The following is a 13,270-nucleotide window of genomic DNA, read 5'->3' as shown; positions in this document are numbered from 1 at the left end:
AATTCAGGGAGTGACGCTATGAGTGAACGCCGGGCACTGTTGATTCTGCATGGCAAGCAGGCACTCAACGAGGCGGTTCGCGCCGCAGTCGAGGACAAACGCAAGCAAGGCTGGGAATTGGCAGTGCGTCTGACCTGGGAGGCAGGCGATGCCCAACGATGGGTGGAGCAAGCGCTGGCGGATGGCTATCGGCAGATCATTGCCGGTGGCGGAGACGGCACTTTGCGCGATATCGCCGAAGCTCTCGCGGCGCATCCGGGGAAAGCCAGTCTGGTACTTTTGCCCTTGGGGACTGCCAACGATTTTTCCCGCGCAGCGGGAATCCCGCTGGAGCCGGCCGAGGCGCTTGAGCTTCTCGATGTACCAGCGCGTGATATTGATCTGGGTGAAGTGGGCGGGCAGATTTTTCTCAACATGGCCACCGGTGGTTTTGGCAGTCAGGTCACGGCCAATACTTCAGAGGATCTGAAGAAAGTGCTGGGCGGTGCGGCCTATCTGTTCACCGGTCTGTCACGATTCAGCGAGTTACATGCCGCATATGGCGAGCTGCAGGGGCCGGATTTTCACTGGAGCGGTGAGCTGCTGGCATTGGGGATCGGTAATGGTCGTCAGGCGGGAGGCGGGCATGTGCTGTGTCCGCAGGCACTGGCCGACGACGGATTACTGGATGTCAGCATCTTGCCAGCGCCACAGGAGCTGGTCGGCACGTTGAAGAGTCTGCTGAGCGACGGTTTTGGCATCGACAACATGTTTGTGCGAACCCGTTTGCCGTGGGTCGAAATCAAGGTCGCCGAGGGGCTGTACATTAATCTTGATGGTGAACCGCTGGAAGGCGAAAGCATGCGATTCGAGGCAAGACCTGCGGCGTTGCAGGTGCACCTGCCGAAGGACTCGCCTCTGTTGACCGTCAAGCAGCCTCTCAATCGTCCAGACTGATGATCTGTTCGCGCACGGCGAACAGCACCAAGCCTGCCACATCGTAGATTTGCAGACGCTTCATGATTTGCGAGCGGTGGGTCTCGACGGTCTTGATGCTCAAGCCCAGGCCGTTGGCAATTTCCCGGGTCGATTTGCCCCGCACGATCAAGCGCAGGATTTCCAACTGTCGGGCGGTCAGATTGTGCGAGTCGGCGATTTCCGGCTGTTGCTTCTGATTGCGGGTCAGCGCTTGGGTGATCACGGTGTGGGCGATGGCCGGACTCAAGTAACGCTCGTTGTTGCGCAAGGCTTCCAGCGCGTGCTCGAGTTCGGTGGCGGTGGTGTCCTTGAGCAGATAACCGTGGGCGCCGGATTCCAGTGCCTGCATGATCAGCGCGGGGTCCGTGTGCATCGACAGGATCAGCACTTTGCTCTGCGGACGCACCCGCTTGAGCCGCTGCAGGGCTTCCAGGCCGCCGGTTTCCTTCATGGATATGTCCAGCAGCACGATATCGGGGCTCAGTTGCTCGACCATCTCGAGCAACTGCGAGCCGTCGTTGGCCTCGCCAATCACCGCGTAACCGGGAATATCCAGCACCAGAGCGCGCACGCCGGCCCTGATCAGCGAGTGGTCATCCACCAGAAGTAAGTTACAAGTCAACGCATAACCTTATTCGTACTGGCCCGCTCGAGTGCGCGGGGCGCCCAGGGGAAAAGTGCTTCGATTTGAGTGCCTTTGCCCGGTTCGCTAATGACGCTCAGGGTGCCACCCAATTGTTCGATCCGTTCGGCCATCCCGGCCATGCCGCGTTGTCCTTCACGACCCGGATTCGCGGCCGGAGCGAATCCCTTTCCGTCATCGCTGATCAGCAATGTCAGGCCTTTTGGCAGGCGTTGCACGCGTATCAACAGATTTCTTGCCTGCGCGTGTCGCAGGATATTGGTCACGGCCTCTTGGGTAATGCGAAAGGCAGCGACCGCCATTTCTTCCGGAATGCCGTTGAGGCGCTGCTGGCAATCGAGACTCCAGTGCACGCTGGTGTTGGTTAAAGTCTTGAGCAGATGCGCACGCAGGCTGGCCTCAAGACCGAGGCTGGTCAGTTGACGTGGATTGAGAATGGCCGAGACATCGCGCACCTTGTTCAATGTTTCTTCAAGGGTGTCGCAAAGCGCCGTGCATTGCTCCTGCAAGTCTTCCGGCATGCGCCGTTTAAGCCAGTCGCTCTGAAGTTTGGCGGCCGTCAGCAGTTGGCCGATATCGTCGTGCAGCTCCCGGCTGAGGCGATGGCGTTCGTTTTCCTGGACTTCCAGCAGGCGGTCAGCGAGTTCTTGCGGCTGGAATTTGATCGATTTGCGCGACAGCCGATATTGCACCCAGACGCAGGCGGTGGCGGCGATGTTCAGCAGCAACAGTCCCAGGCCGATCTGTGTGGAAAAACCATAGGTCAGCAGGCTGCCAAGTGTGGCCGCGATACACAGTATGAGCGTGAACCGGCGTGCATTTTCCCGGGAGGGTGGCCATGTTGTGATCGACTTGAGGCTGGCGTACATAACGGATGGAGCCAATGGATTTTCGCTGCGGGCAGACCGGCCGGTGGCTGGCGGGTCTCTGTCTGAAAATGCTGTCAATTATGTTATTGATTTCAACGTGGTTCAGTGTACGTATTTTGACTGCCAACTTCGTAGGATGTCTTTCTCTGAAGTCACTGTGCCATTAACTAGAAGGCAACTAGTGGGCGGCATAATACCACTTAAGATACCGTTGGTCGCGTTCGCTATATATGTCCAATGAGCCAGCAAATACGCCATGTTGGACGCGAGTTCCATAACTGGGGGGAATCGATTTATTGTCATCGATAGATATCGGTGTTGCCTGAAGTTGGGTTCTTTAGACACAGGCAAACCCTGAGCCCGGCTGGAAATATTCGCCTCTGTCAGGTGTGATTATTTAATTCGATTTGTCGCTGGCAGGTATGAACTGTTCAATTGCGACATTGGACGATGCGAACGGCGATCTTGTCAGCGGTGGATCACACCCTATCAGGCCTGGCGCTCCGAAAAGGACAAGAGGGGCAAGCGTTTGGCTGTGAGCGCTGGTTGAAACTCGGGTTGACCAACTTGAAAGGCGAAGGCCTCGATCAGCAAGGTTTGTTCACTGTTATCGAGGCTCAGTTGTCCGGTGTTCTGGTCGACCAGTTCAAGTTGCCAGGCCATCAGTGTGAAGCAATCCTTCAATGCATCCAGGGCCTGTTGGTGCAGGTCGACGTGGTCCTGAGCCAGATTGAGCAAGCCGTAAATATGCAGGGAAAACTCGGAAATCGCTTCAAGCGCCAGGGCTTCAGCTCTGCTGGCAAGCTTGAGGAGCGTGCTGAGCATGCAGTCGATGGCGTCCTTGTCGTTGCTGATCAGTTGCAGATGACTGAGGCATTCTTCGGACTTGGCCAGGAGCGTTTCAGCTTCGACAAGAAATTCGGGGAACCGTTGCGCCCACTCTTTACGGTCGATTGGCATGCTTATCTCCACAACGTCATGTCTGATGAGGGAATGCCGTGTGTGACGACGATCGTGAATCGTCGGGAGATCGCGCCCAGACGTGCAGGTACACAGGCTGAGAGGTTCCAGAGGGTTTGTTTCCGCTGAACTGCGATCGCACACAATAGCCTGACTCCGTTCATGCAATGAGAATGGCGTCACATTAATGGCTATTGGATATTGCGAATATCAGGTTGGGCCTGATTGTTACTAGGGGAATCCCTTAGGCGCGGGAACCTACCGTGCAAACCGAGGTCGCGCCGCGAAGACTTTAGCAGATGAAAAACACGGGGCCAGTAAAGCATGATGTTAATGTGACATCAATGCCCTGATGTGGCATTTTGATAGTGATTTCTGCGGGGATCAAGATTCAGCATTTACAGCCGATAACACCTCTTAGTGAATTCATCAGAACAAGCCCAGGAGTCATTGATGGCCGGCATTCTCGACACGGTAGACCAACGCACGCAACTGGTGGGTGAGAATCGCCTGGAAATTCTCATGTTCCGCCTGGCCGGACGGCAATTGTTCGCGATCAACGTGTTCAAGGTTCAGGAGGTTCTGCAACTGCCAAAGTTGACCCTCATGCCTCAGCGTCACCCGTTTGTCTGCGGTGTGGTCAATCTGCGCGGGCAGACCTTGCCGGTGATCGACCTTTCGCAAGCGATCGGCATGCGTCCACTGGTACCCGGTCCGAACAGCACCATCATCGTCACTGAGTACAACCGCTCGGTGCAGGCCTTCCTCGTCGGTGGTGTGGATCGCATCGTCAACATGAACTGGGAAGCCATTCTACCGCCGCCAACCAGTGCTGGCCGCCAGCACTATCTGACCGCGATCAGCAAAGTTGACGATCAGTTGGTGGAAATCATCGACGTCGAAAAAGTGCTCGCCGAAATCGTCCCGTACAACGCCAAGGTATCGCGCGACAAGCTTGATGATCCGGTGCTGGAACGTGCCCGTGGCCGAGAAGTGCTGCTGGTGGACGACTCCAACGTGGCACTCTCGCAATTGCGTGACACGCTTGGCCAGCTCGGCGTGAAAATGCACATTGCCAGCGATGGCCTGAAGGCGCTGAACATGCTCAAGGCCTGGGCCGACACCGGCGTGAACATGACCGACAAACTGCTGATGGTGTTCACCGACGCGGAAATGCCGGAGATGGACGGCTATCGCCTGACCACCGAAATCCGCAACGATCCACGCCTGCGTGGGCTGTACGTGGTGTTGCACACCTCGCTGTCCGGCAGTTTCAACGACTCTATGGTGAAGAAGGTCGGCTGCGACAATTTCCTCTCCAAGTTCCAGCCGGACAAACTGGTCGATGTGGTTCGCCAGCGTCTGATGCTCGATGAAGTGCCGGCCTGATAGCCCTGCTCAAAGGCTGACTTCATGTCAGCCTTTGATTCGTTGATGAAGCTCGTATAGGGTGGCGTTTTTTACCCATCAGGGAGCTGGCCATGCTGCGTCTGAGCGCGCTTTATCGTTACCCGTTGAAATCCGGCAAAGGCGAGGTTCTGCAAGGGATCAGCCTGGACAAGCTGGGGCTTGAGGGTGATCGACGCTGGATGCTGGTGGACGAAGCCAGCGGGCGTTTCCTGACTCAGCGCGCAGAAGCGAAGATGAGCCAGTTGTCGGCACTGTGGAATGCCCACGGCGGACTGACGCTCAGCGCACCTTCGCATGCGTCGATTGAAATCGCCGTGCCGGACAGCGGTGCCGAACTGCGTGGTGTGACCATTTGGCGTGACACCTTGCGGGTGCCGGACGCTGGCGATGACGCAGCGAAGTGGGTCAGTGATTTCATCGGTAAGCCGACCCGTCTGGTGCAGGTGCCTGTGGATCGTGCGCGTACGACGCAGGCTGGTTACGGCAAGGAGGACGATCAGGTCGCATTCGCCGATGGTTTTCCGTTGTTGCTGATCGGTGAAGCGTCGCTGCAGCACCTGGCGCAACAGGTCGGACGGCCGCTGGAAATGCTGCGTTTCCGGCCGAATCTGGTCATTGAAGGCAGCGACGCGTATGCCGAAGACAGTTGGAAGCGTATTCGTATTGGCGATGTCGAGTTCCGCGTAGTCAAGTCGTGCTCACGCTGCATCCTCACCACCATCGACCCGCAAACGGGCGAGCGCAGCGCTGATCGCGAACCGCTGGCGACGCTGCAAAAGACTCGCGCGCAGGCCGATGGCGCGATGTTCGGGCAGAATCTGGTGAATGACAGCAATGGTCGTCTTGAGGTCGGGATGCCGGTGGAAATTCTCGAGTAACCCAACCCTGAAATGAAAAATGCCCGTGTCTTTGGACACGGGCATTTTTATTACGCCGGGGGAAAGCCGTGGACTCAGCCGCGGTATTCGCACAGGTAAGCGGTGTCGACTGCGACTTTCAGCTGGAACTTGCTGTTGGCCGGTACGTTGAACTGGCTGCCGGCGGCGAAGGTTTCCCAATCGTTGCTGTCGGGCAATTTGACGCTCAGTGCGCCGGAAACAACGTGCATGATTTCACGCTGGGCCGTGCCGAATTCGTATTCGCCCGGAGCCATGACGCCGATGGTCGCCGGACCTTCAGCAGTGCCAAAGGCGATCGACTTGACGGTACCGTCGAAGTACTCGTTGACTTTAAACATGGGCGATTCCTCGAAAAGGGCTAAAAAGTGGGGCGGCCAGTATGCACAAGGCCATTAACGCCGTCACGCCCCTAAAGCGGCAGAACCAGCGGCAGCAAGCGTGCGGTATTGCGCGCATCCTCCAGCGCCCGATGTTGCTGACCGCTGAACTGCATGCCGGCCAGTTGCAGCGCGCCGTTGAGCCCCAATGGCCGTTCCAGGCGCCGGGCCTTGGCGAAGCGTTGCTTGAGGTTCATATGCGGCACCCGGCTCAAGGCGCTGTCAAGTTGTAGCCGCTGCCATTCCTGCAATAACTGTTTGCGGTCGTAATCGCCCCAACTCGCCCAGCCTTCAAGACGTGTCTGATGCTGACCAAGCCAGCGCTCGAACGCTGGCCAGACCTCCGTCAAAGGCTGCGCCGTGTCGATATTGGCCTGGGTGATGTGCGTGAGTTCACGACAAAACGGCGTCAGCAATGGCCGACGTGTGGGTTTGACGAAACGCTGAAAGTGATCCTGTTCGCGCCCCGCACGATCGACCAGCGTGGCGCCGATTTCGATGATTTCCATTTCCGTAACCGGCCAGCCACCCTCGTCGGTGGTGGCTTCCAGATCAATGACCAGCCAATGGGGCATCGCAGGGTTCCTGATTTCCGCGTCCTGATAGATCAGAGCGTAGTCAAACCCTGCGTTTGCGCCTGGCGACTCACTCTACCTGCAACAGAACCTGACGATTTTTTACCTGATCGCCGACCTTGACCTGCACCCGCTTGAGCACGCCGTCGATGCCGGCCTTGAGCGGGTGCTCCATTTTCATTGCCTCCAGCACCACCAGCAATTGACCCTTGCTGACCGCGCTGCCTTCGCTGACCAGTACGTCGACGATGGCGCCATCCATCGGCGCCTTCAAGGTGCCGGAGCTGACGCTGGTCTGACTGCCGATCACGGCATGAGTTCGATCCTCCAGGCGCAGGCTGCCGGGATGGGTGAACAGCCAGAGTTGCCCGACATCGAGGCGATAGGCGTGACGTTGGCGCAGGCCGTCGATTTCCAGCGTGACCGATTTTTCGCTGTGATTAATCAGTTTCAGTTCAAGGGAGCGTTCCGCGGTTTGCACCTGAATCACCTCTCCCGCGAGCTTGAGCAGTTGCACGGTCCAGTTCTGCTCATCGAGGCCAAGCCGATAGTGCAGCGGTACATTGGCGTTGTTGCGCCAATGGCTCAAGGGCGCTCGGTGCTGTCGAGCGGATGCCTGGTAAAACAGCACAGCGGCAATGGCCAGTTCTTCGGCACTCGGTGTGTACGGGTGCAGGCTTGGGTGATCGCTGAAGTGCCGAGGAATGAATCCGGTACTGAATTCGCCACTGATGAACTGCGGATGTTGCAGCAGGTTGTCGAGTAATCGCTGATTGCTTTGCACGCCCAGCAAGACGGTGTCCTGCACCGCACGCAGCAGTTTGCGCCGCGCCTCTTCACGAGTAGCGCCGTGAGCGATCAGTTTGCCGAGCATCGGGTCATAGAACGGGCTGACCGATTGCCCTTCGAACAGGCCGTGATCGATTCGTGCGCCGTGCTCAAGCGCCGGTTCCCATGCTTCGATGCGGCCGGTTTGCGGGAGAAAATCTTGCGTCGGATCTTCGGCGTACAGCCGTACTTCCATCGCATGACCATGGAGTAGCACTTGCTCCTGGGTCAACGGCAGCGGCTGCCCCTCGGCGACCGATAATTGCCAGGCGACCAGATCCAGCCCCGTGATCAATTCAGTCACCGGATGTTCCACTTGCAAGCGGGTGTTCATCTCCAGAAAGTAGAACTGCCCGCGCGCGTCGAGCAGGAACTCCACAGTGCCGGCGCCGACGTAACTCACCGCGCGCCCAGCCTTGAGCGCCGCTTCGCCCATGGCCTGGCGCAACTCGGCGGTCATGACCGGGCAGGGCGCTTCTTCAATGACTTTTTGATGGCGCCGCTGGATCGAGCAGTCGCGTTCGCCAAGGTAGATCAGGTGGCCGTGGTGATCGCCAAACAGTTGCACCTCGACATGTCGCGGTTCGATCAGTGCTTGTTCGAGGATCAATTCGTCGCTGCCAAATCCATTGAGGGCTTCAGAGCGGGCGGTACGCAGTTGTGCAGGCAGCTCGTCAGCGTTGTGCACAAGACGCATACCGCGCCCGCCGCCGCCGGCGCTTGCCTTGATCATCAGCGGGTATCCGATGCGTTCGGCTTCGCGCAGCAACGTTGCGTCGTCCTGTTCTGCACCTTGATAACCGGCAATGCACGGTACGCCGGCATCGAGCATGGCGAGTTTCGACAGGCGTTTGCTGCCCATCAATTCGATGGCGTCGGCGCTCGGGCCGATGAAGATCAGCCCGGCCTGTTCGCAGGTTCGGGCGAATTCGGCGTTTTCCGAGAGGAAACCGTAGCCGGGGTGGATTGCATCGGCCCCGCTGCGGCGAGCCGCGTCGAGGATGGCGGGGATGTTCAGATACGACTGCTGCACCGGCGCCGGGCCGATGTGCACGGCTTGATCGGCCATTTGCACGTGCAGTGCATCGGCGTCGGCATCGCTGTAGACGGCGACGGTGCGATAGCCGAGGGCTTGGGCGGTGCGCTGGATACGGCAGGCGATTTCACCGCGGTTGGCGATCAGGATTTTGTGGATGGCGGGCATGGGCTGTTCCCTCGAAAGTTGCGGTGTATGTGCTGGCCTCTTCGCGGGCTAGCCCGCTCCCACAGGGTCAGGTGGCCCACCCGGGTTTGCGTTTTTGCATGAACGCCATGGTTCCTTCGATTCCCTCGGCACCCGTCACCGCTTCGCTGAACCACTGCGCCGCCTCATCCAGCAGCTCACTCGATGGCTGCCCGGCACTGGCCAGCAGCAGTTGTTTGGTCATGGCATTCGCCTCTGGTGCACAGCACAAAACATGTTGCAGCACCTCATCCAACCGCTCGGCCAACGCTTGTGCATCCTGCTCGACAAAATGCACCAGCCCCAACCGCCGAGCCTGATGGCCGTCGAAACGCGCAGCGGTGAGGGCCAGGCGTCTGGTTTCAGTCAGGCCGATGCGTTGCACCACAAACGGGGCGATCTGCGCCGGTAACAGACCGAGACTGGTTTCCGGTAAGCCGAACTGCGCTTTGTGGTCGGCAATTGCGATGTCGCTTACGCAGGCAAGACCAAATCCGCCGCCCATGACCGCGCCTTGCAATACGCAGATCAGCACTTGCGGCGCGTGCTGAGCTTCTTCGAGCAGCGCGCCGAACGTCCGGTTCAAATCACGGTAAGCGTCGGCTCCCTGGGCGCGGGCACTGGCCATGTCCTTGATGTCGCCACCGGCACAGAAATGTCCGCCGCTACCGCTGAGCACCAGGGCCCGAACAGTCCGGTCATCGTGAACGGCCGCGAACACGGCGCGCAATTCGGTGACCATCTGCAGGCTCATCGCATTGCGGCTGTCCGGGCGATTGAGGGTGATGTGCAGTACGCCGCCGTGCAGCTCCAGCAGCAGCGTCTGGCAAGCGGGCAGGGTGCTCATTTCTTTTTCCCCGGCAAAATACCCATCAGTTTGCAGATGATCCCCAGCATGATTTCGTCGGCGCCGCCGCCAATCGACACCAGTCGCACATCGCGATAGGCGCGGGCCACCGGGTTGTCCCACATGAAACCCATGCCGCCCCAATATTGCAGGCAACTGTCGCTGACTTCGCGACCAAGGCGCCCGGCCTTCAGCTTGGCCATCGAAGCGAGACGGGTGACGTCCTGGCCTTTGATGTACTGCTCGGTGGCCTGATAGACCAGCGCGCGCAGGCATTCGATTTCGGTCTGCAGTTCGGCGAGGCGGAAGTGGATCACCTGATTGTCGATCAGTGCACTGCCGAAGGTCTTGCGCTCCTTGCAATACTCAATGGTGCTGTCGATGCAGTATTCCAGGCCCTTGATCATGTTCGCCGCACCGAACAGACGTTCCTCCTGAAACTGCAGCATCTGCATCATGAAGCCTGCGCCTTCGTGACCGATGCGATTGCGCTGCGGCACGCGCACGTCGTCGAAAAACACTTGGGCGGTTTCCGAACTGCGCATGCCGAGCTTGTCCAGATGCGAACTGAGGCTGATCCCGGGCGTGTTCATCGGCACCATGATCAGCGACTTATTGATGTGCGGCTTGTCGTCCGAAGTGTTGGCCAGCAGGCAGATGAAATCGGCGCTCGGCGAGTTGGTAATCCACATTTTGCTGCCGTTGATCACGTAGTCGTCGCCATCCTTGCGCGCGCTGGTCTTGAGCCCGGCAACGTCAGAGCCGGCACCGACTTCGGAAACTCCGATGCAGCCGACCTGCTCGCCGGTGATCGCCGGACGGAGGAATTCTTCGCGCAGTTCATCGGAGCCGAAGCGCGCCAGCGCCGGGGTACACATGTCGGTCTGCACGCCGATCGACATCGGAATGCCGCCGCAGTGAATGGTGCCGAACTCTTCGGCCGCGACAATCGAATAGCTGTAATCGAGGCCCATGCCGCCGAATTTTTCCGGTTTGGAAATCCCTAGCAAACCGAGTTCGCCAGCCTTGCGGAAAATCTCGTGGATCGGAAAGCGTCCGGCCTTTTCCCATTCCTCGACGTGCGGATTGATCTCATGGTCGACAAACTGGCGGACGGTGCGGCGCAGCGCTTCGTGTTCCGGGGTGAAGATCATTTTTATTGTTCTCCGTAAGATCCGTGGCGGTCAGAACCGGCTGACGCCGAAGCTGTTGGGTTGCAGTGCGCGAATGTCCGCTTCGTGACAGATATCCAGCAGGTAGCCGAGCAGGGTGCGCGTGTCGCGTGGATCGATCAGCCCGTCGTCCCACAGGTTGGCGCTGCCATACAGCGCGGTAGATTGGCTGTCGAGTTTCTGCGCGGTGACCTGTTCGAGCATGTCGAGCATTTTTGGATCAGGCACCAGCCCGTCCTTGAGCTGTTTGGCTTCGGTGACGATGCGCAGCACCTTGCCGGCCTGGGCGCCACCCATCACCGCCGTGCGGCTGTTGGGCCAGGCGAAGATGAACCGTGGATCGAGACCGCGTCCGCACATCGCGTAGTTGCCGGCGCCGTAGGAGCCGCCGACGACAATCGTCAGTTTAGGCACCCGTGCGTTGGCCACCGCTTGAATCAGTTTCGAGCCGTGTTTGATAACGCCTTGCTGCTCGGATTCGGTACCGACCATGAAGCCGGTAGTGTTTTGGAAAAACAGCAGCGGCGTCTGGCTCTGGTCGCACAGCTGGATGAACTGCGCAGCCTTGCTCGCGCCGTTGGGGGTGATCGGGCCGTTGTTGCCGATGAAGCCGCAGGCGCGGCCCTGGATTTTCAACTGGCCGCAAATGGTTTGCTGATCGAACTCGCCCTTGAATTCGAGGAACTCTGATTCATCGGCGATGCGCGCGATGATTTCGCGCACGTCATAAGGCTTTTTCGGATCGTCCGGGATCAGCCCGAGCAGTTCGTCGATGGGGTAGAGCGGCTCCTTGTACTGCGGTTCCGGCAGCCACGGCAGTTGTTCATTCCACGGCAACATGCGCAGGATTTCCCGAACCTGACGCACGCCGTCGGCATCGTTCTCGGCCAGGTATTCGGCAGTGCCGGCGACCTGCGCGTGCATCTCGGCGCCGCCCAGTTCTTCATCGGTAGCCACTTCACCGGTCGCCGCTTTGAGCAGCGGAGGGCCGGCGAGAAACAGCTTGGCTTTGCCGCGCACCACCACCACGTAATCCGACAGCCCGGGTTGATAAGCGCCACCCGCCGTGGCCGAACCGTGAACCACGGTAATCTGCGGCAAGCCCATCGCCGACATGCGCGCCTGATTGGCAAAGCTGCGCGCGCCTTCGACGAAAATTTCCGCCGCGTAATTGAGATTGGCGCCGCCGCTTTCGGCCAGGGTGATCACCGGTAGTTTGTTTTCCTGGGCGATCTGTTGCAGGCGCAGGGATTTTTTCAGGCCGCTGGGCGAGATCGTCCCGCCCTTGATCGCGCTGTTGTTCGCCACCACCATCGCGCGAATGCCCGACACGTAACCGATGCCGGCAATCAGCCCGCCACCGGCCGCGCTGCCGTCCTTGTCATCGTGCAGTTTGTAACCGGCGAGGCTGGCCAGTTCGAGGAACGGCGCGCCGGGGTCGAGCAGCAGGTTCAGGCGTTCGCGCGGCAGCAATTGCCCGCGCTTGTCGAATTTCGCCTTGGCTTCGGCGGCCTTGTTCAGCAAGTTCTGTTCGAGTTGTTGCACTTGCTCGATGGCCGTAAGCATCGCCGCACGGTTGCGGGCGAATGCTTCGCTGTGCGGATCGAGTTGGGACTGGATCTGCGCCATGGCTTACTCCTTGTCCTTGAGTACGTCCGGAAGGTACGCCCGGTGGAAACCGTTGTACGACTCGCTGTGCGTCGCCTTGTGCAACGGCCATGCCCGACTGCCGAGACTGGCGGCGCCGTCGATTTTCAGCGTGCTGCCACTGATGAATGCCGCTGCCGGGCTGAGCAGAAACACAATCGCCGCGCTGACTTCCGACTCGGTGCCGATGCGTTTGAGCGGCACATGTTCGCGCAGGGTCGGGATCACCGCTTTGAACGCGCCTTCGTAGGTGTCCATGCCGCTGGACGCAATCCAGCCCGGCGCAACCGCGTTGACTCGCACCCCGGCATAACCCCACTCGAACGCTGCGGTCTTGGTGAAATTGTCCATGCCCGACCGTGCCGCGCCGGAATGGCCCATGCCGGGCATGCCGCCCCACATGTCGGCGAGCATGTTGACGATGTTGCCGCCGTGCTTGCTCATCGACTGGTTGAACACTTCCCGCGCCATCAGGAAACCGCCGACCAGATTGGTGCGCAGCACGGTTTCGAAACCTTTCTGATTGATAGAAGCCAGCGGCGACGGGTATTGGCCACCGGCGTTGTTGACCAGTCCGTGGATCGGCCCATGTTCTGAGATCAACTCGGTGACCAGCAGTTTGACGGCTTCTTCATCGCGGATATCGCATGCTTTCCAGTGCGCGTGACCACCGTCCTCGGCGATCTCGGCAGCAACCTTTTGCAGCTTTTCCGGCTTGCGCCCGACCAGCAGCACATTGGCGCCGAGGGCTGCGAGCTCATGGGCGGTGCAGCGACCGATGCCGCTGCCGCCACCGGTGACGATGATGGTTTGGCCGCTGAACAGATCGGCTGTGAAAATCGACGCGTAAGCCATGCAAACAAT

13 protein-coding genes are annotated in these 13,270 nt (G+C 59.3%); 3 read left to right on the top strand and 10 right to left on the bottom strand.

What is annotated here, in order from left to right; all coding sequences use genetic code 11:
- Positions 1–18: 18 nt before the first annotated feature.
- Complete coding sequence (gene yegS, locus ACA043_RS20640) at positions 19–936, top strand: lipid kinase YegS (protein ID WP_497657832.1); 918 nt, start codon at positions 19–21, stop codon at positions 934–936.
- Here yegS and ACA043_RS20635 read toward each other — a convergent pair.
- From ACA043_RS20635 to ACA043_RS20625, 3 genes are all read right to left on the bottom strand, one after another.
- The gene (locus tag ACA043_RS20635) at positions 920–1,579 is read right to left on the bottom strand and encodes a response regulator (RefSeq protein WP_187679548.1); all 660 of its coding nucleotides are present in this window, start codon (positions 1,577–1,579) and stop codon (positions 920–922) included. The genes yegS and ACA043_RS20635 overlap by 17 nt on opposite strands.
- Positions 1,576–2,469 (bottom strand): sensor histidine kinase, encoded by an 894-nt coding sequence (locus ACA043_RS20630; protein ID WP_401267229.1) that lies wholly within the window; start codon positions 2,467–2,469, stop codon positions 1,576–1,578. The genes ACA043_RS20635 and ACA043_RS20630 overlap by 4 nt, the downstream gene beginning before the upstream one ends.
- A gap of 489 nt (positions 2,470–2,958) precedes the next feature.
- A complete protein-coding gene (locus ACA043_RS20625; protein WP_187679547.1) occupies positions 2,959–3,429 on the bottom strand; it encodes a hypothetical protein in 471 nt (156 codons plus the stop codon).
- A gap of 453 nt (positions 3,430–3,882) precedes the next feature.
- On the opposite strand from ACA043_RS20625, the gene ACA043_RS20620 reads away from it, so the two are divergent.
- Positions 3,883–4,818 carry a chemotaxis protein CheV gene (locus ACA043_RS20620; RefSeq protein ID WP_003226705.1) on the top strand — a complete coding sequence of 312 codons (936 nt, stop codon included), beginning with the start codon at positions 3,883–3,885 and terminating at the stop codon, positions 4,816–4,818.
- Between the two features lie 92 nt (positions 4,819–4,910).
- The gene (locus ACA043_RS20615; RefSeq protein WP_187679546.1) at positions 4,911–5,717 is read left to right on the top strand and encodes an MOSC domain-containing protein; all 807 of its coding nucleotides are present in this window, start codon (positions 4,911–4,913) and stop codon (positions 5,715–5,717) included.
- Positions 5,718–5,791: 74 nt separating this feature from the next.
- Here the strand turns inward: ACA043_RS20615 and ppnP are convergent, their stop codons facing one another.
- The 7 genes from ppnP to ACA043_RS20580 all read right to left on the bottom strand — a co-directional run bounded on the left by ppnP (position 5,792) and on the right by ACA043_RS20580 (position 13,261).
- Positions 5,792–6,076, bottom strand: coding sequence for a pyrimidine/purine nucleoside phosphorylase (gene ppnP, locus ACA043_RS20610; RefSeq protein WP_169914502.1), 285 nt, complete (start codon positions 6,074–6,076; stop codon positions 5,792–5,794).
- 71 nt (positions 6,077–6,147) lie between these two features.
- Complete coding sequence (locus tag ACA043_RS20605; protein WP_187679545.1) at positions 6,148–6,690, bottom strand: 3'-5' exonuclease; 543 nt, start codon at positions 6,688–6,690, stop codon at positions 6,148–6,150.
- 70 nt (positions 6,691–6,760) lie between these two features.
- Entirely contained in the window at positions 6,761–8,722 is a 1,962-nt protein-coding gene (locus ACA043_RS20600; protein ID WP_497657831.1) for an acetyl/propionyl/methylcrotonyl-CoA carboxylase subunit alpha, read from the bottom strand.
- Between the two features lie 67 nt (positions 8,723–8,789).
- Complete coding sequence (locus ACA043_RS20595; RefSeq protein WP_497657830.1) at positions 8,790–9,587, bottom strand: enoyl-CoA hydratase/isomerase family protein; 798 nt, start codon at positions 9,585–9,587, stop codon at positions 8,790–8,792.
- Positions 9,584–10,741: a citronellyl-CoA dehydrogenase gene (gene atuD / locus ACA043_RS20590; protein WP_401267163.1), complete on the bottom strand. Its 1,158-nt coding sequence runs from the start codon at positions 10,739–10,741 to the stop codon at positions 9,584–9,586. Before atuD ends, ACA043_RS20595 begins: the two co-directional genes overlap by 4 nt.
- A gap of 30 nt (positions 10,742–10,771) precedes the next feature.
- Positions 10,772–12,388, bottom strand: coding sequence for a geranyl-CoA carboxylase subunit beta (gene atuC, locus ACA043_RS20585; protein WP_497657829.1), 1,617 nt, complete (start codon positions 12,386–12,388; stop codon positions 10,772–10,774).
- Between the two features lie 3 nt (positions 12,389–12,391).
- On the bottom strand, positions 12,392–13,261 hold the full coding sequence (locus ACA043_RS20580) for an SDR family oxidoreductase (RefSeq protein ID WP_497657828.1): 870 nt from the start codon (positions 13,259–13,261) through the stop codon (positions 12,392–12,394).
- Positions 13,262–13,270: the final 9 nt, after the last annotated feature.

Source organism: Pseudomonas sp. LBUM1648 (genome assembly GCF_059716145.1).
The sequence above is the reverse complement of the archived record's forward strand: the minus strand, read 5'-3'. Positions and strand labels throughout refer to the sequence as shown.